At 72.7% G+C, this 25057-nt stretch carries 19 protein-coding genes and 4 pseudogenes; 17 read left to right on the forward strand and 6 right to left on the reverse strand.

All coding sequences use genetic code 11. From position 1 onward, the window contains the following. The first annotated feature begins 179 nt into the window (after window positions 1–179). On the forward strand, window positions 180–1535 hold the full coding sequence (locus BJF83_RS09535) for an AGE family epimerase/isomerase (protein WP_075926002.1): 1356 nt from the start codon (window positions 180–182) through the stop codon (window positions 1533–1535). Beyond that, complete coding sequence (locus BJF83_RS09540; RefSeq protein WP_075926003.1) at window positions 1532–2527, forward strand: carbohydrate kinase; 996 nt, start codon at window positions 1532–1534, stop codon at window positions 2525–2527. Before BJF83_RS09535 ends, BJF83_RS09540 begins: the two co-directional genes overlap by 4 nt. 162 nt (window positions 2528–2689) lie before the next feature. On the opposite strand, the gene BJF83_RS09545 is transcribed toward BJF83_RS09540, so the two are convergent. Further along, window positions 2690–3913, reverse strand: coding sequence for a glutamate--cysteine ligase (locus BJF83_RS09545; protein WP_316042240.1), 1224 nt, complete (start codon window positions 3911–3913; stop codon window positions 2690–2692). A 380-nt stretch (window positions 3914–4293) separates the two neighbouring features. On the opposite strand from BJF83_RS09545, the pseudogene BJF83_RS30970 reads away from it, so the two are divergent. Continuing rightward, window positions 4294–4635 (forward strand): annotated as a pseudogene (locus tag BJF83_RS30970) (AAA family ATPase); the annotation flags it as partial. 17 nt (window positions 4636–4652) lie between these two features. On the opposite strand, the gene BJF83_RS30975 reads toward BJF83_RS30970, so the two are convergent. Further along, window positions 4653–4823, reverse strand: coding sequence for a hypothetical protein (locus BJF83_RS30975; RefSeq protein ID WP_394329317.1), 171 nt, complete (start codon window positions 4821–4823; stop codon window positions 4653–4655). 5 nt (window positions 4824–4828) lie between these two features. Here BJF83_RS30975 and BJF83_RS30980 point away from each other — a divergent pair, with 5 nt between their 5' ends. The 4 genes and pseudogenes from BJF83_RS30980 to BJF83_RS09555 form a co-directional block, all read left to right on the forward strand. Next, a complete protein-coding gene (locus BJF83_RS30980; protein WP_394329318.1) occupies window positions 4829–5512 on the forward strand; it encodes a hypothetical protein in 684 nt (227 codons plus the stop codon). A 73-nt stretch (window positions 5513–5585) separates the two neighbouring features. After that, window positions 5586–7079, forward strand: a complete 1494-nt coding sequence (locus tag BJF83_RS30985) for a LuxR C-terminal-related transcriptional regulator (RefSeq protein ID WP_394329319.1) — start codon at window positions 5586–5588, stop codon at window positions 7077–7079. Further along, window positions 6964–7308 carry a Scr1 family TA system antitoxin-like transcriptional regulator gene (locus tag BJF83_RS28850; RefSeq protein ID WP_262391441.1) on the forward strand — a complete coding sequence of 115 codons (345 nt, stop codon included), beginning with the start codon at window positions 6964–6966 and terminating at the stop codon, window positions 7306–7308. Before BJF83_RS30985 ends, BJF83_RS28850 begins: the two co-directional genes overlap by 116 nt. A 207-nt stretch (window positions 7309–7515) precedes the next feature. Then, window positions 7516–7653 (forward strand): annotated as a pseudogene (locus BJF83_RS09555) (DUF397 domain-containing protein); the annotation flags it as partial. Window positions 7654–7811: 158 nt separating this feature from the next. On the opposite strand, the pseudogene BJF83_RS09560 reads toward BJF83_RS09555, so the two are convergent. Together BJF83_RS09560 and BJF83_RS09565 are read right to left on the reverse strand one after the other, a co-directional pair. After that, window positions 7812–8656: pseudogene (locus BJF83_RS09560) on the reverse strand (alpha/beta fold hydrolase). 399 nt (window positions 8657–9055) lie between these two features. Continuing rightward, complete coding sequence (locus BJF83_RS09565; RefSeq protein WP_075926004.1) at window positions 9056–10450, reverse strand: cytochrome P450; 1395 nt, start codon at window positions 10448–10450, stop codon at window positions 9056–9058. A 535-nt stretch (window positions 10451–10985) separates the two neighbouring features. On the opposite strand from BJF83_RS09565, the pseudogene BJF83_RS09570 reads away from it, so the two are divergent. From BJF83_RS09570 to BJF83_RS09600, 7 genes and pseudogenes are all read left to right on the forward strand, one after another. Then, a pseudogene (locus tag BJF83_RS09570) lies at window positions 10986–12201 on the forward strand (SWIM zinc finger family protein). Next, window positions 12198–13757: a DUF5691 domain-containing protein gene (locus tag BJF83_RS09575; protein ID WP_262391442.1), complete on the forward strand. Its 1560-nt coding sequence runs from the start codon at window positions 12198–12200 to the stop codon at window positions 13755–13757. Before BJF83_RS09570 ends, BJF83_RS09575 begins: the two are co-directional and overlap by 4 nt. Further along, window positions 13758–14924, forward strand: coding sequence for an AAA family ATPase (locus BJF83_RS09580; RefSeq protein WP_394329320.1), 1167 nt, complete (start codon window positions 13758–13760; stop codon window positions 14922–14924). Next, on the forward strand, window positions 14924–17368 hold the full coding sequence (locus BJF83_RS09585) for a DUF5682 family protein (protein WP_075926005.1): 2445 nt from the start codon (window positions 14924–14926) through the stop codon (window positions 17366–17368). Before BJF83_RS09580 ends, BJF83_RS09585 begins: the two co-directional genes overlap by 1 nt. Further along, a complete protein-coding gene (locus BJF83_RS09590; RefSeq protein ID WP_075926006.1) occupies window positions 17365–18522 on the forward strand; it encodes a VWA domain-containing protein in 1158 nt (385 codons plus the stop codon). The genes BJF83_RS09585 and BJF83_RS09590 overlap by 4 nt, the downstream gene beginning before the upstream one ends. A 438-nt stretch (window positions 18523–18960) precedes the next feature. Continuing rightward, window positions 18961–20088: an MFS transporter gene (locus tag BJF83_RS09595; RefSeq protein ID WP_083678470.1), complete on the forward strand. Its 1128-nt coding sequence runs from the start codon at window positions 18961–18963 to the stop codon at window positions 20086–20088. Between the two features lie 244 nt (window positions 20089–20332). Continuing rightward, on the forward strand, window positions 20333–21076 hold the full coding sequence (locus BJF83_RS09600; RefSeq protein WP_083678471.1) for a spermidine synthase: 744 nt from the start codon (window positions 20333–20335) through the stop codon (window positions 21074–21076). A gap of 157 nt (window positions 21077–21233) precedes the next feature. Here the strand turns inward: BJF83_RS09600 and BJF83_RS09605 are convergent, their stop codons facing one another. Together BJF83_RS09605 and BJF83_RS09610 are read right to left on the reverse strand one after the other, a co-directional pair. Further along, the gene (locus BJF83_RS09605) at window positions 21234–21992 is read right to left on the reverse strand and encodes a hypothetical protein (protein WP_075926008.1); all 759 of its coding nucleotides are present in this window, start codon (window positions 21990–21992) and stop codon (window positions 21234–21236) included. 139 nt (window positions 21993–22131) lie between these two features. Continuing rightward, the gene (locus BJF83_RS09610; protein WP_075926017.1) at window positions 22132–22983 is read right to left on the reverse strand and encodes an AraC family transcriptional regulator; all 852 of its coding nucleotides are present in this window, start codon (window positions 22981–22983) and stop codon (window positions 22132–22134) included. Between the two features lie 98 nt (window positions 22984–23081). Between BJF83_RS09610 and BJF83_RS09615 the strand changes: the two genes are divergently transcribed. The 3 genes from BJF83_RS09615 to BJF83_RS09625 form a co-directional block, all read left to right on the forward strand. Further along, window positions 23082–23696 carry an NAD(P)H oxidoreductase gene (locus BJF83_RS09615; protein ID WP_262391443.1) on the forward strand — a complete coding sequence of 205 codons (615 nt, stop codon included), beginning with the start codon at window positions 23082–23084 and terminating at the stop codon, window positions 23694–23696. Window positions 23697–23995: 299 nt separating this feature from the next. Then, window positions 23996–24322 carry a hypothetical protein gene (locus BJF83_RS09620; RefSeq protein ID WP_075926010.1) on the forward strand — a complete coding sequence of 109 codons (327 nt, stop codon included), beginning with the start codon at window positions 23996–23998 and terminating at the stop codon, window positions 24320–24322. 155 nt (window positions 24323–24477) lie between these two features. Further along, window positions 24478–25057: transposase family protein (locus tag BJF83_RS09625; RefSeq protein ID WP_075926011.1), on the forward strand; the 580-nt coding region annotated here is incomplete at its 3' end.

The following is a 25057-nucleotide window of genomic DNA, read 5'->3' on the forward strand; positions in this document are numbered from 1 at the left end:
GGTTATCGACGTGGCTGCCCGTGTTCACCAGGGGCCTCGCCGGGCTCGCCGGACACGGGCGCCCCGGCAGCGCTCCGAGGGGCGGACCGCGCCGTCCACGGGCCGTGGATCGTCCTGCTCGTGCGCTGACCGGCGCGGCTATCGTGAACCGCGTACCGACACGCCGAGGAGGCAGTGGATTGACGGCTTCGCAACGATCCGGTCCGGGACACCCCGCCTGGCTGCGCGCTGAGGAGCGGCGGCTGCTCGCGTTCGCCGCACGCTCAGTGGTGGCCGACGGCTTCGGGTGGCTGGACGCCCGTGGCCGGGTGGAGGAGGACCGGCCGACCGCGACCTGGATCACCGCTCGCATGACGCACGTGTTCGCTCTGGCGCACCTGCGCGGCGAGGAAGGCGCCGACCGTTGGGCCGACCACGGGCTCGCCGCGCTCGCGGGGCCACTGCGGGACGCCGCGCGGGGCGGGTGGTACGAGCAGGTCCCGGACCGCGGAGATCAAGGGAACCGCTCCCAGGATGAGGGGAGCCTCCGGAAGGACGCCGCAGACGGACCGGACGGGTCCGCCGGGACGGGTGCGTCCGTCGATGCCGCGGCCGACGGACAGCGCAGGTCCGCCTACACGCACGCCTTCGTGGTCCTCGCCGCGGCGAGCGCCGCGCTTGCCGGCCGACCCGGTGCCCGCGACCTGCTGGACGAGGCCCTGCGCGTGGTCGACGCCCACTTCTGGGAGGAGTCGGCGCGAGCGGTGCGGGAGAGCTGGGACGGTGCGTGGACCAGCACCGAGGACTACCGGGGCGCGAACAGCAACATGCACTGCGTGGAGGCGTTCCTGGCCGCGGCCGACGCCACCGGCGACCGTCGTTGGACCCTCCGGGCGCTCGCCGTCGCCGAGCGCCTCGTGCACCGCGTGGCCGCCGACCACGGCTGGAGGCTGCCCGAGCACTTCACCTCCGACTGGCGTGCCCTGCCCGACCACAACCGGGACCGGCCGGACGACCCCTTCCGACCCTTCGGCAGCACCACCGGCCACCTCCTGGAATGGGCGCGGCTGCTGGTCCACCTGGAGCTGGCCCTGAGGGACGCGGGGGAGGCCGTGCCCGACTGGCTGCGCCCGGACACCGTGCGGCTCTTCGACCACGCCGTCCGGCGGGGGTGGGCGGCGGACGGCGCGGACGGGTTCGTCTACACGCTGGACTGGGCGGACGCGCCCGTCGTGCGGGAACGCATGCACTGGGTGGTCGCCGAGGCCACGATGGCCGCGTGGGCGCTCGGCGCGCTGACCGGTGACGACGGCTACGCCCGCCACTACGACCGCTGGTGGGACTACGCCGACCGCCACCACCTCGACCGCGAGCACGGGAGCTGGCACCACGAACTGGACCCCGCGGGTCGCCCGGCGGGCGCGGTCTGGCCTGGCAAGCCCGACGTCTACCACGCCTACCAGGCGACCGTCCTGCCCCAGATCGGCCTGGCGGGCTCGCTCGCGGCGGCCGCCGCGGGAAACAGCCCGACGCGCGGGACCTGGGGAGCGCCGTGAGCGCCCCGAGCCCCCGGTTGGTCGTGGTCGGGGAGAACGTCATGGATCTGTTGCCCACCGCGCACGGGCCCGACGTCCTGCGCGCCGTGCCCGGAGGCGGGCCCGCGAACACCGCGGTGGCCGCAGCCCGGCTGGGCACGCCCACCAGGCTGTTGGCCCGGATCGGCGCCGACGGTTTCGGTGCACGGATCCGGGACCGCCTCCTCGGAGAGGGACTGGACCCGTCGGGACTGGTCGCCGCCGACGAACCGTCCGCGCTGGCCGTCGCCACGGTCGGCCGGGACGGTTCCGCGCGCTACGACTTCCGGATGGACGACGCCGCCGACTGGCGCTGGCGCCCCGGCGAGCTGCCCGAGTCGTTGGATTCGCGGGTCAGGGCGGTGCACGCCGCGTCGTTGGCCCTGTTCCGGGAACCGGGGTCGGCCAGGATCGAGGCGATGCTGCGGCGCGAGCACGGGCGCGACGAGGTCACCGTCACGCTCGACCCGAACATCCGGCCCGACGGCGTCGGCGACCCGGACGAGGCCCGCGCGCTGGCGCTGCGGCACGCGGCGCAGGCGCACCTGGTCAAGGCCAGCGACGAGGACCTGGCCTTCCTCTGTCCGGATCTGCCTCCGCTGCGGGCGGCCCGCGCGATCGCGACACTGGGCCCGGCGCTGGTGGTGGTCACCCTGGGGGCGAAGGGCGCGGTCGCCCTGACCCACACGAGGGAGGTCGAGGTCCGCGCGCCCAGGGTGCGGGTGGCGGACACGGTCGGTGCGGGGGACGCCTTCATGGGAGCCCTGCTGCACTGGCTGGACCGAGCCGGGCGGCTGGGTCGCGGGCCGCGGGCCCGCCTGGCCGCGCTCGGCCAGGACTCCCTGCGGGAGCTGTTGACCTTCGCCACCGCGGCCGCCGCGTGCACGGTGACCCGGGAGGGGGCCGACTCGCCGACCGCCGACGAGCTCGCGGCCGTGCTGGAGGAGGCGGACGCCGTCGACACACGGGGGTGAGGGTGCCGCCCCCGCGGGTCACCGCCGGTGTCGCCGCTGTCCGCGAACGGGAGGAGGCCGTCCACTCGGTGGGCGGGGGCGGGCGGCGGGGTTCCGGTCGGTCGCGTCGCTGACGCCACCGTCCCGGGGCGGCCGTGCCGTGGCTCGGGCCGATGCCCCGGGTTACGGCAGTCCCTCCCTGGTCTGGGCGGCCAGGTGGTCCACGACGTCGGTGATGCGTCCCCGCCGGTTCAGGAACGCCCGCTGCCGGGCCGCGCCGGACCCGGCGGCCCGTACCCGGTCGAGCAGTCCGACCACGAGCGCGGCGTCCCCGTTCGCCTCCAACCCCGGCAGGGCCGCTCCGAGGATCCGGTCCAGCGCGAGCGCGCCCGGCAGCGGCTCCCCGGTCAGCGGGTCGGGGACGCGGCCCTCCAGTCCGTCGCGGGCGGCCCGCCAGATGGCCGCACGCAGCGCGGGGGCGCCGATCTCCGGAGCGGGCATCGCGTGCCGCACGTCGGACAGCGCCCGGGTGACCAGTCCTCGTGTGAGCGCCGCGAACAGCAGCGCCTCGTCGGCCGTGGCCGCGACGTCGCCCACCCGGATCTCCAGGGTGGGCAGGTGGTCCGAGAGGCGGATGTCCCAGTAGACCATGTGCCGGTCCAGGATCGCCCCGCTCCCGGCGAGCGCCCCGACGGCGCGTTCGTGCTCGGCTAAGGAGCGGAACAGCGGCGGCGGTCCGGCCGACGGCAGCCGGTTCCACGTGATGGTGCGCCAACTGGCGTATCCGGTGTCCCGCCCCTCCTGGAAGGGCGAGTTGGCCGACAACGCGACCAGGAACGGCAGCCATCGGCGTAGGTGACCGGCGACCTCGACGGCGGTTTCCCGGTCGGGGATGCCGACGTGGACATGGCAGCCGCACACCACGTGGGCCTCGCGCAGCGCTCCGAAGTGGGTGGCGATGTCCGCGTAGCGCGTCCCGTCGCTGACCCTGGCCGATGCCGGGTCGCCCAGCACCGGGGTGCCCGAGGCGACGACCGTCAGCCCGGCCCCGGCCGCGGCCCGTACCAGTTCGCGCCGCGCGGAGCGCAGGAAGCGCCCGGCGTCCTCGGACGTGCCGCACACCGGGCTGTTGGTCTCCACCTGAGCGCGGGTGAACTCGGCGCACAGCGCCCGCCCAGGTGGCGGGCGTTGGACAGCACCTCGGCGCGCGCGAGAGGATGCGGCGGCTGCGGGGATCGACGATGAAGAACTCCTCCTCGACACCGAACGTGGGCGGGTTCGCCCGGTTCTCGGCCCGCGCGCCGAGCGGTGTGCGATCCCGCGTGCCGTGCGCGGCCAGGAAGCGGTTCTCCATGGACGTCGGTCCCTTCTGGTGTCCCGTCCCCCGACCCCGGGGGCGTCTCGCACTGGATATCCCGTGAAGGTCGCCCGCGACAGTGTCCTTGGGAGGACAAAGAGGTATCCGAGGGCTGTTCCGCACTCATTGTCGGTATCGCGTATCAGGATCGCGGGAGAATCGCGGCCTGATCACCACACGATGACCGCGGGGGCGGTCGCGATGCGGTCGCCTGCACGCGAACGAGTGACGCACGCCACGCTCGACGTGTGCTGGATCCCAGGTGGCCGTCCTCCTTCCACGCACGAGGACCCCGCGCGCACGTCCCTCTCCCGGTCGTGCGGACGTGTCCGGACTCCGTCGCGCGCGACTCCGCCCAGCCATCGGTGGATCGACCAGTATCCCCGCCCGCACCTGCCGTGACGGGGATCGCGTGTGCGAAGGTCAGCGTGTGGCTGGCAGGAACACGGGCCCCCAGGAACGGCGTCTCCGGGGCCGGGACGCAGAGCGACGGATCCTCGCGGACGCACTCGACGGCGCGCGGTCCGGCGCCGGCGCCGCCGTCCTCCTCACCGGAGGGCCGGGCGGAGGCAGGACCGCGCTCCTCGACGGCGTCCGCGCGAGCGCCGCCGATCTCACCGTCCTGCACGCGGCCGGGGTCCCCTCCGAGACCGACATCCCCCTCGCCGGACTCCACCGGCTCCTGCGCCCCGTCGAGTCCGAGACCGAGCGCCTGCCCGACCGCCGACGGGCCCTCCTCCGCGCCGTCCTCACCCGCGGCGTCCTCGCCGACGCCGACCGCTTCGCCTTCTACACGGCCGTCCTCGACCTCCTGCGCCTGGCCTCCGAGCGGCGGCGGTCGTACTCTGCGTCGACGACGCCGACCACCTCGACCCGCCCTCCCTGGAGGCGCTGGCCTTCGCCGCCCGCCGACTGTCCGACCTGCCGATCGCGGCCGTGTTCGTCGCCCGCGACGACCACGCAAGGTGAGGCAGACCCCCGAGGGAGACCCCCTCGTCCCGGGCGTCACCGAACTCGTCCTGCCGCCCCTGACCGAGCGCGCGATCCACGACATCCTCACCGACCGCGCCCCCGTCGTCCCCGCGTCCGCCGTGCGCGCCGTCCTCGTCCGGTCCGCGCACGGCAATCCCGCGGTGGTCCTCAGCCACCTCCACTCCCTCTCCCAGGACCAGCTCCGCGGCGAGGCGCCCCTGCCCGACCCCCTGCGGCTGCCCGAGCGACTGCGCTCGGCCCTGCTCACCGCCTACCACGCGCTTCCCGCACCCGTCCGCCACCTCCTGCTCATCGCCGCGCTCGCCACCGACCCCTGCGCGACCCTGCTGACCAGGGCCAGCGGCAGCCACTCCCTGACCGTGGGGGATCTCGAACCCGCCGAGGAACTCGGACTGGTCCGCGTGGACGGCGGCACCGTCGTCTTCCCCGACCCCCTGCTGCGCGAGGCGATCGCCCAGGACGCCCCCGTCGGCGCCTGCGCGCGGTCCACGCGGACCTCGCCGGGGCCGTCGACCCCGAGTACGCCCCGGCTGAGTTCGCCCGCCACACCGCCGCCGGCGCCAGCGCCCCCGACGCCGCCCTGGCCGACGCCGTCGAGGCCGCGGCGCGCCGGGTTCGCCGGCTGGAGGGCCGCGTGCCGCCTCCCTCGCCCATGAGCACGCCGCCGACCTCTCCCCGGACTCCGACGTCCGCGCCTGCCGCCTGGCCTCCGCCGCCTACCAGGCCTACGTGTACGGCGGCACCGAACGGGCGGCGCGCCTGCTCGACCGGGCCCGCCCGCTCGCCGTCTCCGACCGCCGCCGCGCGATCATCGACCTCGTCGAGGCGCAGTCGTCCATGCGCGGCGGCAACGTCATCGAGGTCGCCGAGCGCCTGTACGCCGTCGGCAGGGAACTCGTCGCGCACGACCGCGCCCTGGCCCTGCGCGCCCTGGTGCGCTCCGCCGACTCCGCGTCCCTGGCGGGCGACCCCGTCCGGTACAGGAGGGCCGCCGACCTGGCCGTTCCGCTGGTGCGCGCGGGGGACTCGGCGTCGATGCGGCTGGTCGCCGCCTTCCTCGAAGGGTGCTCCCTGTCCTTTCGCGGCGAGTACACGACCTCGACCCCGCTCCTGCGCGAGGCCGTGCGGCTGTCCGAGGGCCTGGACAAGCCCTCCGAGCTGATCTGGGCGAGCGTCGGCGGGCTCCGTCTGGGCGACGCCCCGTTCGTGCGCGCGGTCACCTCGCGCGCCGTGGAGGCCGGCACCGCGCAGGGCGAGTACGCGACCCTGCCAGCGGCGCTGGCCCTCCAGGTCTTCTCCGAGTTCTGGAGCGGTCGCTTCCCCTCCGCCGCGGGGCACGCGCTCAGCGGGCTCAAGGCGGCGCGCGAGTACGGCCAGCCGGTCTGGGCGACCCATCACCTGGCCTCGCTGGCGATGATCGCCGCCATCCAGGGCGACGTGGAGACCTGCCGGATCCGGGCACGCGCGGTCACCTCGCAGGCGGGTGAGCGGAGCCTGGGGCTGCCCGCCGCCCTGGCGGCCTGGGCGCTGGCCGTCCTGGAGCTGTCCCGGGGCAACGCGGCGGAGGCGTTCTTCCGGCTGCGCGCCCTGGTGCACGCCGGTCCCGGGCACGGACACCCCACGATGCGCCTGCTCACCGCGCCGCACTTCGTGGAGGCGGCGATCAGGATGGGCGAGACCGAGTGGGCGCACACGTCGCTGGCCGGATACGAACGTTGGGCGGAGGCGGTCGGGAGCCCGTCCGCACGGGCCCTCGCGGCACGCGGCCGCGGCCTGCTGGCGACGGGCGACGAGGCCGCCGACCACTTCGGGAACGCGCTGGCCCTGCACCGGGACTGCGGTGACGACGACGTCGAGCAGGCCCGTACCCACCTGCTCTTCGGGGCCTTCCTGCGCCGCGCCCGCCTGCCCGGTCGGGCGCGCGAGCACCTGTACGACGCGCTGGAGTCCTTCGAGCGCTTCGGAGCACGGCTCTGGATCCGCCAGGCGCGGGCCGAGTTGAGGGCGATCGGGACCTCGGAACGCGACCCCGACCCGCCCGCCACCGGCGACCTGACCGCCCAACAGCAGCAGATCGCCCGACTGGTGGCCGACGGCGCGACCAACCGTGAGGTCGCCGCGCACATGTTCATCAGCCCGCGCACGGTCGAACACCATCTGCGCGGCATCTTCCGCAAGCTCAACATCAGGTCCCGCGTGGACCTGGCACGACTGCTCAACTGACGCGGGGCGGGCCGAGACCGACCCCGGCTGGTACGAGCAGTCGGACGAGCACGAGAAGAAGGCGACGGAGATCCGCTTCTTCCATCCGTTCGTGGTTCCGGGTTTCTTCCAGGTCGAGAGCCGCACCCGGGTGATCGCGACCCACTCGGTCCCGGCGGGCGGCCGCGACTCCGTGCTGCGCGCCGTCCAGACGCGCAAAGCCTGGCGGGAACGCCTGCGCATACTTTGAGGACCGAAGTCCCATAATCTGTTCCGATCATTCCGTCGACGAACATGTCACGGACGAGGTCACCCATGTCCGATATCTTGAGTCGGTGTGCAATAAACTCCAGGCATGGGCTCTGTCCCCTGACGATTCGCTAGAGAAGACAAAAGATCGGAAGGACGCGCTGTGAACGAGTGGCACAAATCCACGTAGAGTAGCCAGAGGGCGCATAGCTGCGTTGAGGTCAAGGAGATGGCGCCCGCCGTCCTCGTGCGCGACACCGAGAACCGGGGCCTCGGTCACCTGAGCTTCACGCCCTCGGCGTGGAGTTCCTTCCTCGGGGAAGTGAAGGGCTACGCCGCTGGATAGCCCTTCGCCCGTTCGCCCCCATGGAGAAGGCCCGCCACGGAACCCTCTCCCGTGGCGGGCCTTCTCGTGAGCGAATCAATCCTCACGTCACCCACGCGATCATCGCCGGAATTGCTGGGCGCAAGATCCCGGGCCGTCGTGTGTCGGCGGCGTCCGGATCAGGAACCGTGGGGGCAGGAGTCCCGGTAGTCGGAGAACTCCGTGCCGGAACCGGTCCTCGGCGGCGGGCACAGGAACTGCTCGTACCGCAGGTCGTCGTCGACGAACCGCTTCAACCAGGAGATGCTGAACCTGGCGATCGTCGCGTCGGAGAAGTTGGGCGCGAAGTGGCTCGCGGCGCGCAACTCCAGATAGGCCGAGTCCAGATCCGGCTCCAGGCTCTTGTAGAAGGGGATGGAGTGAAGCGCCACCGGCGCGATGGTGTCCAGTTGCGCGCCGATCACCAGCGTCGCACCTCCACGTCCGACCAGTCGTCCTGGAGGTGCCAGGGCGTGAGCGGGATGGCCGCCCGCAGTTCCGGACGGTCCTCGGCGATGGCCAGCGCTCCTCCGCCGCCCATGGAGTGCCCCATCACGGCGAGGCGGTCGCCGTCCACCAGGTCGGCGACGTCGCTGTCGTCCACCAGGTAGTCCAGGGCTGCGTCGATCTGGCGGCCGCGGCTCTCGGGATAGTCGTAGCGGGTGTTGGTGTCGATGGTGAACACCACGAAGCCCTGCGAGGCGATCCGGTGCCCGTACCAGGACATCGTCCACTGGCTCGCCGTGTACCCGGGCGCGATCACCACGCCGCCGAAGGTCCCCTCGCTGGTGTCGGTCGGGTAGTAGACCGTGCCGCCGCCGAAGCCCGGGACCGCTGACGAGACGTTGACCGTGTCGGTGGCGAACGGACCACGGACGGCGGTCACGCTCTCCTCCGTGGGGTCGGGGCCTCGTTCGTTGGGGTTGTCGGCGGCGTGGGCGGGGGCGGTGCCGGTGGCGATGCCCACCGCCACGGTCAGGGCCAGAGCCAGCCTCGACCACGGGCGGAAGGCCCGGGAGCGGGGGCCGGAGGAGGTTCGCGGTACGGCGGGGGATGGGGGATTCTTCGTTCGCACGTCGTCGTCCTTCGTCGGTCAGCGGGGCACGTCGGGTCGCGTTTGTGTGGGGCGTCCGTCGTCGAGGAGCGGGTCCGCCCTCCGCCGATGGCGTCTTCGGAGGCGCGTACGGTGCGGTCGTTCTTCCAACGGAAGGCGAACCCGCTGGACCGGTGCGTCGGCCCGGTGCCACTATGGGGTCGTTCTCGTCGACGCGAATCCGGGAAATCACCAGTGATCTTTACCGGCCGGTTAAGTTGCGGCGCGCGCGCCGGTCCCGGGCATGCCGCAGTACCCGGGGGCGGGCCCCGGGAGCGGCTCCGCGGCCCGTCAGTCCTTCTGGCGCCGTCCCCGCCACCAGGACAGGAGGCGGTCCAGCAGATCCGGTTCGCGGTGGTCCTCCGCCGCCGGGCTCGGCGCCGGGGAGCGGGACCCGCGCGGAGTCGGGTCGGGCCCCGCCTGCCGAAGGGGCTCGCCCGGCACGAACACGACCGGGAGCTCCCGCAGACCGCGCACGAACACCGACGGCACCATGCGCAGGTCCTCCGTCGGCACGGCCAACCGGAGTCCGGTGAGGCGTTCGGTGAGCGTGCGGACCGCGACGGCGGCGATCATCCGGGCCAACTCCCGTGCCGGACACGCGTGCGGTCCCGCGCCGAACATGAGGTGCGCGCGGTTGCCGATGGCCACCCCGGAGTCGCCGGGCTCGGGATCGGGCCGCACCGCGGGGTCGCGGTGTCCGGGCGCGAATCCGATCAGCAGCGCGTCCCCCGCGCGCACGTCGGCGCCGCCGATGCGGACGTCCTGGAGGGCGAACCGGGCGGCGAGCAGCTGGAACGGCATGTCCGTCCACATCACGTGGTCGAGGAGGTCCTGGATCGACACGCGTGCGTCGGCCTGGGCCTGCCGGATCTCGGGGTCGGTCAGGAGTGTGCGGACGGTGTTGCCGATGAGGTGTGTGGTGGGCTGGTGGCTGGCATTGTTGATCAGCGCGGCCTGGTGGGCGACCTCGTGGTCGCTGAGGCCCACGGGGTGCTCCAGCATCCACGAGACGAGGTCCGCGCCGGGCCGCTCTCTCTTGCGCACCACCAGTCCCGCGAAGTACTGCTGGAGCCGCGACACCGCGTCCGAGCCGCGTTTGGTGTCCTCCTCGAAGACGATCGACGTCAGGTCGCCGAGCATGTGGCCGTAACTGTCGGACAGGCCGTACAGGCGGTTGACCACCAGGACCGGCAGCGGACCGGCGAACTCCGAGACGAGGTCGGCGCTCCCCCTGGAGACGAAGGCGTCCACCAGGTCGTCGGCGATTCGCCGGACCACCCGTTCGGTGGCGGTCAGGTCCACTCTGGCCAGGGCGTCCACGATGGGCGTGCGCAGCCGGGTGTGCTGGGGGCCGTCCGAGTACAGGGCGTTGGGCCGCCAGGACAGCGTCGGTCGGGACGTGGCCAGGTCGACGCGGCCCTCGACCACCTCGCGCCAGCGGCGTGTGTCCCGCGTGAACAGGCGCTGGTTCCGCAGGACGGTGAGGTTCTCGTGGTACCCCAGTAGGACCCACGCGCGGACGCCGTCCTCCAGTTCCACGGGCGCGACCGCGCCGTGGCGCTCCCGCAGCCCCTCCCAGAGCGCGTCGAGTCCGGCGTCCGGCTGGGGTCCGTGCAGGCGGGCGGGCTGGTGCGGGCACTGGCCGGTCGGCGGGTCGCCGCCGTCGGTTCGGGTGGTCGTCATCGGGTGCGCGGCCTCGGGGCCGCCTCCCTCCCTTCGAGGAGAAGACACGTCGTTGCGGTGACGGGAGGGGAGGAGCGGGCGGTCCCGTGGTTCGGAGGGCGTGGTCCGCGCGGGGGACGCGGCCGTGCGGGGTGTCCCGGCACGTTGGAGAATCGGGATGACCGCCCTGGTCGTGAAATTCTAGAGCGGTTGCGGGACATTCCTCAACAGCCCGCGGAAATGCTGTGCGGTAGCGCTGGGAGGGCGCGGAGGAACGGCGAGTGAATTCGGGTGCTACGGTCGTCCGTTTCCTTTCTGTCGTATTATCGACGGCCCTTCGATTGAGGGGTTGGCCCGATCATTCGCGTGATGTCAGTGTTCGCGCCGTGGCCGCGGCCCCGTTCGCGGGCCGGGACTGTCGGTGCCGCTCCCTAGCGTTGTCCTCGTGAGCGATCGATGGAGTACCGACGACGTCTGGGCTCTGGCTCCGGACCCCTCGTCCCGCAAGGCGGCGCTCAAGGTCGCCAAGACGGGTTCCTGGCCCCAGCGGGGAGCGATCACCGGGACCTCCGGCACCACCTCAGCCGTCTGGGGCGAGTGCGAGGGGAGCGGCGCCAGACCCTACCTCGCCGCCGCCCACCTGGACGCGCCGGCGGACCCGCCTACAAGTGCGGCTGCCCCAGCCGCAAGATCCCCTGCAAGCACGTGCTCGCCCTGCTCGTCCTGTGGGCTCAGGACGGCGTGGACGTGCGCGACGAACACCCCGAGTGGGTCGCCGCGTGGCTGACCGGACGCGCCGCACGCCAGGCCAAGGCACGGGAGAAGGCACAGGGGAGGGCCGCCGACCCAGCACGGGCCGAGGTCACCCTCAAAGAGAGGGAGAAAGCCGTCGCGAACGGCATGGACGAGCTGTGCCTCTGGCTCAAGGACCAGATCGACACGGGTCTGGCCGAGGCGCCCAAGCACCGCTACGGCCACTGGGACCGGATGGCCAAGCGGCTCGTGGACGCGAAGGCGGGCGGGGCCGCCTCCACCGTCGCCGAACTCCGCCCGGCCGTCCGCGCCCCGAGTTGGCCCGAGGTCCTCCTGGAGCGGTTGAGCATGATCCACCTGCTGGTCAGCGCGCACCGCGCCGGGGACGCCCTGGACGAACGCCTTCGCGGGGTGGTCCGGGCCAGGATCGGCATCACCACCAAGGCGGACGAGGTCCTGGCGAACGGCCAGCGCGTCCACGACACCTGGCGGGTCCTGGGCCGACGGGACATACCCGCTTCCGAGGGCGACATGACCGCCCGCCGCGTGTGGCTGCGCGGAGCGGACACCGGGCGTCTCGCGCTCTTCCTCAGCTTCGCGCGACCGGGACAGGCTCCCGCCGCCGTCTTCCGCGTCGGGACCGAGGTGACCACCGAGCTCGCCTTCTACCCCGACGGCCAGCGCGTCGTTCCCGCGGGTGACGGCGACACCCGTGCGGCGCTTCCGCCCGAGGCACGACCGTGGCCGAGGCGCTCGACGCCTTCGCCGCCGCGCTCGCGCTCGACCCCTGGCGGGAGTCCTGGCCGGTCGTCCTCGACGGGGCCGCCCCCGCCCGCGACGGAGCGTGGCACCTGGTCGACCGTGTCGGCGCCTCCCTACCCCTGGAAGCCGGGGATCCCTGGCGGCTGCTCGCCGTCACCGGCGGCCACCCCGCCACCGTGGCCGCCGAGTGGTCACCCCGCAACGGACTGGTCCCCCTCACCGTGTGGGACGCGGACGGAAAGGCCATCGCACTGTGACACCCGCCCCCCGGTCCCCGGACGCCGTCGCCCCGCACACCCCGACCGACTCCTGGGACCTGCTGGTCTCCACCGCCCTGATGGGCACCGCCCGCCGCGCCGTCCCCGACACCCCCGACCTGCCCGACACCCCCGCCGCGGAGGGGGCCGAGGCCCTGCTCGACCGCGCCGCCCTCGCCACCGTGCGGCGCAACGCCGGGTACACGCCCGGCACCGCCGAGCCCGTCGCCCCGGACCCCGGGGCCGTGCCGCTCCGGATCACGGGCACGGCCGCGGACCGGCTGGCGCTGATCGTGGCACAGCGCTCAGAGGTCCTTCCAGAGTGGCTGGCCCTGGTCGCGGCCGGCGGACGCGAGGTGGACCACGCCAACATCCCGGCCCTGCTCGAACACGGCGTGCACGGCACCCGGCTCCGGCCCGCCATCGCCGCCGCGGTCGGAGCCCGGGGGCGCTGGCTGGCCGGACTCAACGAGCGGTGGGCGTACGTGACCGCCGAGCGCCTGCCCGGCGACGCCTTCTCCGAGAAGGAGTGGACGGACGGCACCCCGCTCGAACGCCGTCGTGCCCTCACCGCCCTGCGCGCCGGTGACCCGGACGCCGCCCGCGCGCTCCTGGCGTCGGAGTGGCCCTCCCTGGGCAGGGCCGAGACGCGCCGCGGTCTGCTCGACACGCTCTCCGACCGCCCTGTCCCCGGTGACGCGGCGTTCCTGGACGGCGTCCTCGACGACCAGGCCGCCAACGTGCGCGGACTGGCGCTGTCGCTGCTCACCAGGCTCCCCGCGAGCGCCCACGCCCACCGCCTTCGCGGCTACGTCCGCGAGCACGCCCGGCTCGGCGAACGCCGGGAGCTCGTGGTCGACGACATCCCCGCGACCCGTGCCGACATCCTCCGCGACCTGGCTCTGGTGGCCCCCGCGACCGCCCGTTCCGGCGACGACTTCGAACGGACCTGGGCCCTGATCACGCACGCGCCCCTGGACGTGTGGACCGACCTGTTCGGCGCCACCCCCGACGAGGTCTTCGCGGCGGCCGGCTCCGCGCGCGAGACCCGTCTGAGGGACGCGTTCGCCAACGCCATCGGACTCCAGCGCGATCAGGTGTGGGCCCGTGCCGTCCTGCGCCTCCTGGGAGAAGCAGAGGGACTGGTGGGGCGGCTCGCCGACGCCGCCCGGGGCCGCGAGTCCGCCCACGTGGAGGCCCTGCTGGGTGTGCTCCCCGAGGAGGAGCGCCGCGCCGTGGTCCTGGCCGCCGCGCGCGACCGGAACCGCGCCAAGACCCGCGACACAGACCTCGCCCACCTCGCCCGCGCGGTCGGCGCGGCCTGGGACCGGGAACTGTGCGAACTGTTCCTGGACCGCCTGGGCGGTCCGGCCCCCGAGCACGGCCGCACTCCGTCCGCCTACCGCGCCCTCTGCGAGCTTGCGGCCGAGCACCTGCCCCCCGAACGCCTCGCCGACCTGCCGCATGATCCGCCGCGACGCGGGTCCGAGGCCGAGGCCTTCCTGTGTCTGAGGGAAACCCTCCGCTTCCGTCTCGACATGCACAAGGAGCTCTAGTTGACCAGCACCACCCCCTCCGTCAGGACCGACGCGTCCCGACCCTCGCCCTCCACCACCCTCGACGGAGGCCTTCGGCCCAGTTCCTCCCGTGCTCTGCGCCCCCACGCCGAACAGACCTACGCCGCCGAGCTGGAGGCGCTGGCCACGACGGACGACCGCCAGCGTCCGCCCGGCTGGAAGCTCTCCCCCTGGGCCGTCACCCAGTACCTGCTGGGCGCCGCGCTGGAAGACGGAACGGAGATCACGCCCAAGTACATCGGCTCGCGCCGGGTCGTGGAGGTCGCCGTGGCGACCCTGGCCACCGACCGCGCGCTGCTGCTGATCGGTGTCCCGGGCACGGCCAAGACCTGGCTGTCGGAGCACCTCGCGGCGGCGATCGCCGGTGACTCCACCCTCCTCGTGCAGGGCACCGCCGGAACCTCGGAGGAGGCCGTCCGGTACGGCTGGAACTACGCCAGGCTGCTCGCCGAGGGGCCGTCCGAGGCGGCGCTGGTGCCCAGCCCGGTGATGACCGCGATGGCACGCGGGTCGATCGGACGGATCGAGGAGCTCACCCGCATGCCCTCGGACGTGCAGGACGGCCTGATCACCGTGCTGTCGGAGAAGGCGCTGCCCGTCGCCGAGCTGGGCATCGAGGTGCAGGCGCAGCGCGGGTTCAACATCATCGCGACCGCCAACGACCGCGATCGCGGCGTCAACGACCTGTCCAGCGCGCTGCGTCGCCGGTTCAACACGGTCGTGCTGCCGGTCCCGGACAGCGTGGAGGACGAGATCCGCATCGTCACCCAGCGGGTGGAGCAGCTCGGCCGGGCGCTGGACCTGCCGGAGGTGCCGACCAGCCTCACCGAGATCCAGCGCGTGGTCACGGTCTTCCGCGAACTGCGCGCGGGGGTGACCGAGGACAACGGCACCAAGCTGAAGTCGCCCAGCGGGACGCTGAGCACCGCCGAGGCGATCTCGGTGATCACCAACGGCATCGCGCTGGCCGCGCACTTCGGCGACGGTCAGCTGCGGCCCGCCGACGTGGCCGCCGGGATCCAGGGCGCGGTCGTCCAGGACCGGGTGTCCGACGGCGTGGTCTGGCGGGAGTACCTGGAGACCGTCGCGCGAGCCCGCGACGGGTGGGGCGAGTTCTACCGGGCGTGCCGCGAGGTGGGCGCCTGATGGCCCGAGCCCGACTGGACACGAGCGGGCTGCACGTCCTGGGCGTGCGGCACCACGGCCCCGGTTCGGCCCGGGCCGTCCGGGCGGCCCTGGAGGAGATCGAACCCGACGTCGTGATGATCGAGGGGCCGCCCGAGGCGGACGCGCTCACACACCTGGTGGGGGAGCTGGAGCCCCCGGTGGCTCTGCTGGCCTACGTGAACGACGCGCCCAAGGGCGGCCGTGCGACGGCGGACGCCGCCGCACGCCGGGCGCGCGACGGGTGGGCGTTCTGGCCGTTCGCGAGCTTCTCACCGGAGTGGGCGGCGCTGCGCTACGCGGTCTCCCGTGACGTACCGGTGCGTTTCTGCGACCTGCCGGCGGCGCACACGCTCGCCGGGCGCGTCACCCCCGCCGAGCCGGCGTCCGCCGACCCGCCCAAGGCGGACGGCGAACCGGCGCCGGAGGGCGGTCCCGAGGGGGACGGCCGGCCGAACGCGGAGGGTCGACCGGAGACGGGCGATGTGCCGACCGCGAGGAACCAGCCGAACGGGGACGACGGGTCGCCGTCCGACGGCCCGTCGACGGCGGAGCGTGACGAGCGGGTCCGTGCCGACCCGCTCGGGGTCCTCGCCGAGGCCGCCGGGTACGACGACGCCGAACGCTGGTGGGACGACGTCGTCGAGCAGCGGGGCGACGGGGAGCCCTCACCGTTCCCCGCCATCGCGGACGCCATGGCCGCGGTCCGGGCCGAGGCCGGGCCGGAGAGCGGTCGGGACGCGCGCCGCGAGGCGTACATGCGCCAGACCCTGCGCGCCGCCCTGAAACAGGGCCACGACCGGGTGGCCGTCGTGTGCGGCGCCTGGCACGCCCCGGCCCTGCGCGACATCGCGGACTACCCGGTCAAGGACGACACCGCCCTGCTCAGGGGCCTGCCGAAGGCCAAGGTGACCGCCACCTGGGTGCCCTGGACGCACGGCCGCCTCGCCACGGCCAGCGGCTACGGGGCCGGCGTGACGGCGCCCGGCTGGTACCACCACCTGTTCACCGCCCCCGACCGGCCGGTGCAGCGGTGGCTGACCGACGCCGCGCGAATGCTCCGCGAGGAGGGGCAGCACGTGTCGTCGTCGCACGTCATCGAGGGGGTGCGGCTGGCCGAGAGCCTCGCGGTCCTGCGGGGCCGCCCGCTCGCCGGGCTCGACGAGGTGTCCGAGGCGCTCACCGCCGTGCTGTGCGAGGGCGAACCGATCCGCGCGGCGCTCGTCCACGGACGCATGTCGGTCGGCGAGCGCATGGGGTCGGTGCCGCCGTCCACCCCCATGGTCCCGTTGCAGCGCGACGTCATGGCGGCGCAGAGGCGGCTGCGGCTCACGCCCGAGCCGTTCGACCGCGACCTCGACCTCGACCTGCGCAAGGACAGCCAGCGCCAACGCGGGGTGCTGCTGCACCGGCTGCGCCTGCTCGGGGTCACCTGGGGCGTGCCCCGAACCCCCGAGGGCGGCCAGAAGGGCACCTTCCGGGAGTCATGGCGGATCCGGTGGGAGCCGGACATGGACGTCGCGCTGATCGAGGCCAGCCAGTGGGGGACCACCGTGGCGTCGGCGGCGACGGCCCGGGTGGCGCACCAGGCCCGCGAGGCGTCGCTGCCCACGCTGACCGCGCTCACCGAGCAGTGCCTGTTCGCGGAGCTGGGCGACGCCCTGCCCAGGCTGCTGTCCCTGCTCATGGACCGGGCGGCCACCGACCGCGACGTCACCCACCTGATGGACGCGCTGCCACCGCTGGCGCGGTCGGCCCGGTACGGGGACGTGCGCGGCACCGACAACGGCCGCCTGCGCACGGTCGCCGAACAGATCCTGAGGCGGGTGTGTGTCGGGCTGGCTCCGGCGGTGCGCGGATTGGACGACGACGCGGCGCGTGAGTTCGTCACACGGATCGACGCGGCCCACTCCGCGGCCGGACTGCTCGGCGGCGAGGGCGAACTGGCGTGGCGGGACACGCTGGTCGCCCTGTCCACGCGCGACACCCTGCCCGGGCGGATCGCCGGCCGGGTCAACCGGATGCTGTCGGACGCCTCCCTGATGGAACCCGTGGAGCTGCGCCGACGCCTCGGGCTGGCGATGTCGCCGGGCACCGAACCCGCCGAGGCCGCCGCCTGGCTGGAGGGCTTCCTCCAGGGCAGCGGGCTGATCCTCGTGCACGACGACCGGTTGCTCCGGCTGATCGACACCTGGCTGCTGGGGCTCGCGGAGGACCGGTTCACGTCGGTCCTGCCCCTGTTGCGACGGACGTTCGGGGCGTTCGACGCACCGGAACGGCGCGAGATCGGGGAGGCCGCCGCACGGATCGGCGGCGGCGACGCAGCGAGCCGGAGCACCGAGCGCGGGTCCGTCGACGACGAGCGGGCCGCCCCGGTCCTGGCCGCCGTCGCGGCCATCCTCACCAAAGGAAGGAGCCGCGGGTGAACGCCGTGGACGAACGTGAGCGCCGCTGGCGGCTGGTGCTCGGCCGGGAGGCCCGGTGCTCGGGGCTGAGCGCGGCCGACCAGGGGATGGACGGGGCCCTGGAAGCCCTGTACAACCGCTCCGCCGCGCCCGCGGACGCCTCCGGTCGGCGGAGCGCGGGGCTCGGGAGTTCGGCCCCCCGGGTCGCCCGGTGGCTGGGGGACATCCGGGAGTACTTCCCGACACCGGTCGTGCAGGTGATGCAGCAGGACGCCATGGAGCGGCTGGGGCTGCACCAACTCCTGCTGGAGCCGGAGATGATGGCGGCCGTCGAACCGGACGTGCACCTGGTGGGAACGCTGCTGTCGCTGAACCGGGTGATGCCGGACGAGGCCCGCGAGTCGGCGCGCGCGGTGGTGCGCAAGGTCGTCGAGGACCTGGAGGAGCGGGTCGCGCGCAAGACCCGTTCGGTGGTGCGGGGCGCGATCGACCGGTCGGCGCGCACGCACCGGCCGCGCCGGGTGGCGGACATCGACTGGAACGCCACGATCCGGCGGAACCTGGCCAACTACCTTCCCGAGCACAACACGATCGTGCCGCAGACCCTCGTGGGGCACGGGCGGCGGAGCCGGGGCGTGCAGAAGGAGGTGGTGCTGGCCATCGACCAGAGCGGGTCGATGGCGGCCTCCGTGGTGTACGCGAGCGTGTTCGGCGCGGTGCTGGCGTCGATGAGCTCGCTGAAGACGTCGCTCGTGGTCTTCGACACCGCCGTGGTGGACCTGACCGAGCAGCTGACCGACCCGGTGGAGGTGCTGTTCGGGACACAGCTGGGCGGCGGCACGCACATCAACAAGGCCATTCGCTACTGCCAGGGGCTGGTCACGAAGCCGAACGACTCGGTGTTCGTGCTGATCAGCGACCTGTACGAGGGCGGTGTCCGGGAGGAGATGCTCAGGCGGGTGGCCGCGGTGAAGGCCGCCGGGACACAGGTCGTCGTGCTGCTGGCGCTGTCCGACGAGGGAGCGCCGTTCTACGACCGGGAGAACGCGGCGGCGCTCGCGGCGATGGACGTGCCCGCGTTCGCGTGCACCCCGGACGCTTTCCCCGAGCTGATGGCGGCCGCCATCCAGGGGCAGCCGCTCACGGCCTGGGTGGACAAGCACCAGGACGCGTGACGCGCCCGGGTGGGGCCGCGGGGCGGGGCCCCACCCCGCGGTCGCCCACAGGCCGCCCGAACGGCATCCCCTCCCCGTCGGAGATCAGGACTGTCCCCGGTGGCGCGCCTCCTCCCGCTCGACCGGTTCAGCGGAACGCACGTCACGGTACTCCCTTGCCGCGGATCGGGAGAACCTCCGCAGACAACGCGACACCAGCCGCGAAATCCGGTGGCCGCCGCCGAGGGGCGCTCGCTAGGCTGCCTACCGTGCCCGAGTCGAACGAATAGGCCGCCTCAGGGCCGACTCGGCGGACACGCGCCCGCATGCGACGATCGAACGTCCGCCGACCACGCCCTGGCGGCGGCCGACCACCCAGTCCGTTCCGCCGCGTCAGCGTCCCACACCGGTACGCGCCCCGCGCCGCCCGGCTCCGACCCTGACTCTCGGAGCACGTCCTTGCCTGCTCGTCACCGTGACGCGTTCATCCTCGTCACCGTCCTCTCGTCCATCCTCGTCCTGCCCTTGGCCATCACCGGGGCCTCCGCCGCACTGCCCGCACTGCGGGCGGAGTTCGGCGGCGCGCTGTCCGCCGCCCAGTGGGTGGTCAACGCCTACAACGCCTGCTTCGCGGCCTTCCTGGTGTGCGCGGGCTCCATCGCCGACGCGGTCGGCCGGCGCAGGGTCTACGCCACCGGCGTCGGCCCGTTCTTCATCAGTGGACTGACGTGCCTGTTCGTCCAGGACATCACGGCACTCATCGCCCTCCGCGCTCTCGGCGGTGTCGGTGCGGCTGCCGTCGTCGCCGGCGGATCCGCGATCCTCACGAGCGTGTTCGAGGGCCCGGCGAGGGCCCGCGCCTTCGGGCTCCTCGGCACCGTCGCCGGGGCCGGTACCGCTTTCGGTCCCGCTGTCGCGGGACTGCTCATCGCCGCCCTCGGCTGGCGGTGGGCCTTCGCCGCTCCCGCCGTCGTGGCGGGGGTCGTCCTCCTGCTCCTGCCCGTGCTCCCGCCGACGCGGGGAACCGGTCGCCGCGTCGACGTGCGCGGCGCGGTGCTGTTCACTCTCGCGCTCCTGATGCTGATCACCGCGCTGGTCGAGGGCCCGGGGCGCGGAGCCCTCCTCGGGGGCGGACTTCTGGTGACGTCGCTCCTGCTGTTCGGTGGGTTCGCCGCCGTGGAACGCCGTCGTCCGGAACCCCTCGTCGACCTCACCGTGTTGGCCAACCGGCGGTTCGTCGCCTTCTCCCTCGCGGCGGCCGCGTTTATGGTGGTGCTCGTCCCACTGCTGGTGTACCTGCCCTCCTACCTGATCGCCGTTGTGGGGGTGAGTCCCGCGCGGGCCGGTCTGTGGCTGCTGATGCTCACGGCGCCGACACTGGTGCTGCCGACAGTGGGGGCCGAACTGGCCGCGCGGCTGCCGCACACGGCGGTCGTGGTCGGCGCGCTCGCGTTGTCCGGTGCGGGAGCCGTCGCCCTCTCCACTCTGGGACCGGACGCCACCCCCCTGCGGCTCCTGGTGCCGTTCCTCCTCGTCGCCGCACTCGGCGGCCCGGCGTCCGAGAGGGTCCGTCCGCACAAGGGCTGACGACCGGCGCGACACCGGAAGGGGGAACGGCCCGGCCGCTGGGGGCGGCCGGGCCGTTCCCGGGCTCCCTCGGGCGCGTTCCCACCCCCGCCGCCTTGACCGTTCGTTCGGTGAGGGCGTAGCGCTCCGGCAGTCTCCACGGCGTGCATGGCGAGCGGTACGGGTCTCGCGCGAACACCGACGGCCAGGGCTGCCGATTGTCGTAGGGTCTGCACAGAACCCGTGCCCTTCCAGAGGAGTGCCCGTGGCGAAACCGAAGATCGAGGAACTGGGTTGGTGTCCCACCCCCATGGGTGAGATCAGCCTCCGCCGCCGTTGGGACCCGGTGGCCCGCGCCGACGTCCACGAAATCCGGCTCGACGACGCGTTCCTCATGTCGAGCCTGTTCACCGCGGCCGAGGAGGAGATGGCGCGGCTCGCGTTGGCCGAACTGCGCGCGGGCGGCCGGTCCGAGGGGTTCGACGTCGCGGTCGGCGGCCTGGGCCTGGGCTACACGGCGGCGGCCGTTCTCGACGACCCGGGCGTGCGCTCCCTGGCCGTGATCGAGGCCCTGGAGGCGGTCGTCGACTGGCACGCGCGAGGACTGGTCCCGGCCGCGGGGGCGCTGTCCAAGGATCCTCGCTGCCGTCTGCTCCACGGCGACTTCTTCGCGGCGGTCGCCTCACCGGGCGGTCTGCTCTCCGGGGCGCCCGACCGGTTGTTCGACGCGCTGGTCGTGGACATCGACCACTCGCCCCGGCACGTCCTGGACCCGTCGCACGCGGACTTTTACACACCGGACGGCACCAGACGTCTCACCGACCACCTGCGCCCCGGCGGGGTGTTCGCACTGTGGTCCGACGACCCTCCCGACGACACCTACCTCAAGGTGCTCCGCACGGCATTCGACCGCGTGCGCGCCGAGGTGGTCGCCTTCCCCAACCCCTACCGGGACGAGCCGTCGGCGAACACGGTCTACCTCGGCACCCGCCCGGCCGATCCGGACTGAGGCGGCGATCGGCCCGCGGTGCGGCGCGCTCCACACCCCACTGTCGTCCACCGGCGGCGCGCACTCGGCGCCGCCCTCCGTCCGGTGGAGCCAGTCGGAGCGCACCAGCGCCTGCTCACGCGTCGGACGGAGGGTGAGGTCGTCGTTCAGGCGTGCCCTACTCCTCCGAGGGCAGCAGCCCCCGAGCGATGACGGATTCGGTCAGTGCGCGCAGGACCTGGTCGGCGTCGCCTTCGTGCCCCGGGTGCCCGGTCGTGCGGCGGACTTCCTCGCGCACGGCCGCCACCACGGCCTCCGAGCGCAGGACCGCCGCGAGCGGTTCGGCCCGCAGGGCCTCGTTCCACGTGCGCAGCGTCTCCAGGCGGCCGTTCTCCACCGCCTCGTGGGTGAGGTGGAACAGCGCGTCGATGCCGCGCTCGTGGGATTCGGCGTCCATCAGGTCGACGTCGACGACCAGGACCGGCTGGGTTCCCTCGCCGTCCCCGCTGGGCCGCAGGTGGTAGGCCTTCCACAGCCGACCGTTGGTCAGGACGATCCACTCGGCGTCGTGCTCGGCGGCCACCCGGCGGGCGGTCTGGATGTTGCGCACGTCCAGGTCCTGCGCGCACCCCTTCACCTCCACGGGTGCGAAGAGCGCGCCGTCGCGGACGATCGCGTAGTCGACCGACTCGCCGCCTGTGCGGTACTCCGTGGTCAGGTCCTGGTACTTGCTGTAGTTCATGCCGACGCTGAGGATGTCGGCGACGAGCATCCGCGTGTCGCCCTCGTTGGCGCCGCGTTCGACGAGTTCGGCCAGCGGCCCGGACAGGCGGTCGATCGCGGCGGCGAGCCGACTGCGTACGGGGGTCTCCCAGCTGACGCTCGTGGTCGTGAACTGACCGGTCCTGGTCATCACCTGGGTTGCCTCAGCGTCCATGCCCGTCCGTTTCCGCGGTCGCCGTGGATCCCGCCGCGGGCTGCCGTGGCGGGATCGTGCCGTGCCGATCGTACAACTCGGTCGGGTTCGCCGGTTCGTCGGCCGAGGCCTGACGGGGAGAATGAACCGATCCGCGTGCTCAGTGCGGGGCGGCGGAGCCGTTCACGGCGAACCGGGCCCGGAACGCCCTCGGACTCACTCCTCGACGTCGCTTGAAGGCGGTGCTGAACGCCGCCGCGTCGCCGTACCCGACCGCTCTGGCCACCTGTGCCACGCTCGCGTGCGACTCCGAGAGCAGTTCCTCGGCCGTCTCCATCCGCCGTTCGGTGAGGTAGCCAAGCGGAGACTGGCCCATGACCTCGGTGAACCGCCTGGCGAAGTGCGCGCGGGACACCTTCGCCCTGGCCGCCAGGGACTCCACCGTCCACGCCGCGTCGGGACGCTCGTGCATGCCTTCGAGCGCGGGTCCGGTCACGGGGTCCAACGCACCCCGGTACCAGGCGGGGGCGTCGATGCCGCGCTCCTGGAACCAGCAGCTCAGCGTACAGACGAGTCCCAGGTCGAGGACGCGGTCGATGAGCGCCTGGGAGCCGGGTCCGTGCTGGACGGCCAGGGCCTGCCGCGCCGGTTGGAGCCAGGCGACGTCGTCGATGCCCTCGCGGTGGACCAGAGCCGGCGGAAGGGTCCGCAGCAGCCGTTCGTGGCGACCGTGAGTGACCTGGTAGACGCCGACGACCAGGGAGGTGGTCTGCGTGTGGTCGTCGACGAGGACGAAGTGCTCCGGTCCACGTACCAGCACGGTGTCTCCCGCTCCGACGCGGAGCCGGGTGCCGTCCGACAGGAGCACCGACGCCCCACCGCCGACCACCGTGACCATCGTCAGCGCCGCTCCCTCGGTGCAGCGGGCCGTCCACGGTTCGCGCAGAGACGTCTGGAAGACGCAGGCCCCCTCCGACCGGATGCCGCGGAGCATGTCACTGAGAGGATCCATGACACAAGCGTAGACGATCACAAAAGGAATCGAGCTTCTGAGCCATGGATCGTCCACGTCCGTTGTCTTCTACTGAATCCATGACCTCACAGACACCTATGGCCAATGACGAGCCGACCGCGTTGGTCGTGGTCTCCCACCACCGTTCGGACTCACTGACCAGGGCCGTGGGCGAGCGCGCGGCGGCGCGGCTCGCGGCGGCCGGATACCGCGTCGACCTCCTGGACCTGCGTGCCGAGGGCTTCGACCCGCGCAACCGCGTGGCGGACGAGCCCGACTACGACGACCGCGACAGGACCTACAGCGACGAGGTGCACGCCCACTTCCGGCGGGTCCGGGCCGCCGACGTCGTCGTCCCCGTGTTCCCGGTCTGGTGGTTCGGCCTCCCGGCACTGCTGAAGGGCTGGTTCGACCGGGTGTGGAACTACGGACTCGCCTACGGGCGCAGGGAGTCGGGGATGGCGGACAAGCGGATGCTGTGGCTCGGCCTGGCCGGGCTCACGGAGCGGGACCCGAACGCGGACCTGATCACCGGGCTCCTCGACGGTCCGCTGCGCCGGGGGATCTCGGAGTTCTGCGGCGTCCACGACGTGCGGACGGCGGTGCTGTTCGACAGCGAGGGGCAGGACCTCACCGGTGAGGCTCGGGAACGCCACTACCGGGCGCTCCTGGCGGACGTGGACACGGCGGTCGGCAAGGTCATCGCCGGGTGAGGGGAGTTCCTCACGCCGCTGGGTCGCCCCCTGATGGCGTTGTCGGATCTCCGTCCCGGCGGAGGGTTGGTGAGGGATCGCGTGGGGATACTCCGATGGTGCTGCTGAGATGGATCGCGGAGATCGCGGAGGAACTCCTGGTCGGGCGAGGATTCTTGGTCGAAAATTCCTCACCAGGGTTTTCTTGCTGTCAGGGGTGGCTTTGTGGGACTGGTGCAGGGCTGTGAAATGGGCCTCGGAATGAAGCATGCTCACAGATAATATCATCACTCCATTCGACGTCTGAGGAGATGAGTTCTGTGAACAGCGAGAACAGGGGTGAGCAGAGTCGCCAGACGCCCCAAGAGGTCCGCCCCTTCCCGCCCGGGGGCATGGACCTGATGGAGTACCTGGAATTGAAAGAGGATGCAAAATTATATATCGAGATGGTGATGTATCTATACTCGAACCTGGCCTTCGACGAGGAGGATCCCGAGCAGAAAGAAAAATTCGATAATGAGAGCAATAGGCATGCGGATCTGCTGAAGTCCATGAAGTGGATGGACGTGGAGGTGGCGAAGCGATCGTCGCTGAATATCCGGATCTCATTCGTCGGCTTCGCGAAAAGCAAGGGGAGTTATGCGTGAGTTACTCCAGTGAGGTGATCCCAGCGACTTTGAAACGGGATGAAAGCCGTCAACCGGACCATGCGGGAGATATGACCGTTCAGCAGACATAGACGTGGAGCCCCAGGTAGAAGGCGAGGTGTCGAATCTTGCCGGGCTACCGTGAAAGGCTCCACGTGGTCACCTATCGTGCCATCCTCGACGTCCCCAGGGAAGCCGTTCTCTTCCTCTCCCGTCTCCTGGCCGCCGAACGCAAGCTGCGCGGCACCCGCAAGGGGACCCGTGCCCTGACCTGCTTCCATCAGGCAGTGATGGCCCTGCGCCACTTCCGCGACGGGACCGATCCCGCCACCCTGGCCCGCGACCACGGCATCGGCCGATCCACCGGCTACCGCTACATCGACGAAGCCACCGACGTCCTTGCCGCCCAGGCCCCGGACCTGCACCACGCACTCCACGCGGCCCACGAGTCGGGCGTGCCCCACCTGGTACTCGACGGCACGGTGATCCCGACCGACCGCTGTTCGGAGAAGACGACCAGCGTCAAAGGAAAGAGCATCGATCTGTGGTACTCGGGAAAAGCCCGCCACCACGGAGGCAACGTCCAAGGCGTCATGGAACCGGACGGTTTTCCCGTGTTCGTTGGTGGCGTCGAGCCCGGATCAGTGAACGACCTGCCCGCAGCCCGCTCCCATGTGCTCGGTGCGCTCTACGCCTTCGCGGCCAAGGGCCTGCCCACGTTGGCCGATCTGGGAT

The organism is Nocardiopsis sp. CNR-923 (assembly GCF_001942255.1).
In the GTDB taxonomy this organism is placed as follows: Bacteria; Actinomycetota; Actinomycetes; order Streptosporangiales; family Streptosporangiaceae; genus Nocardiopsis.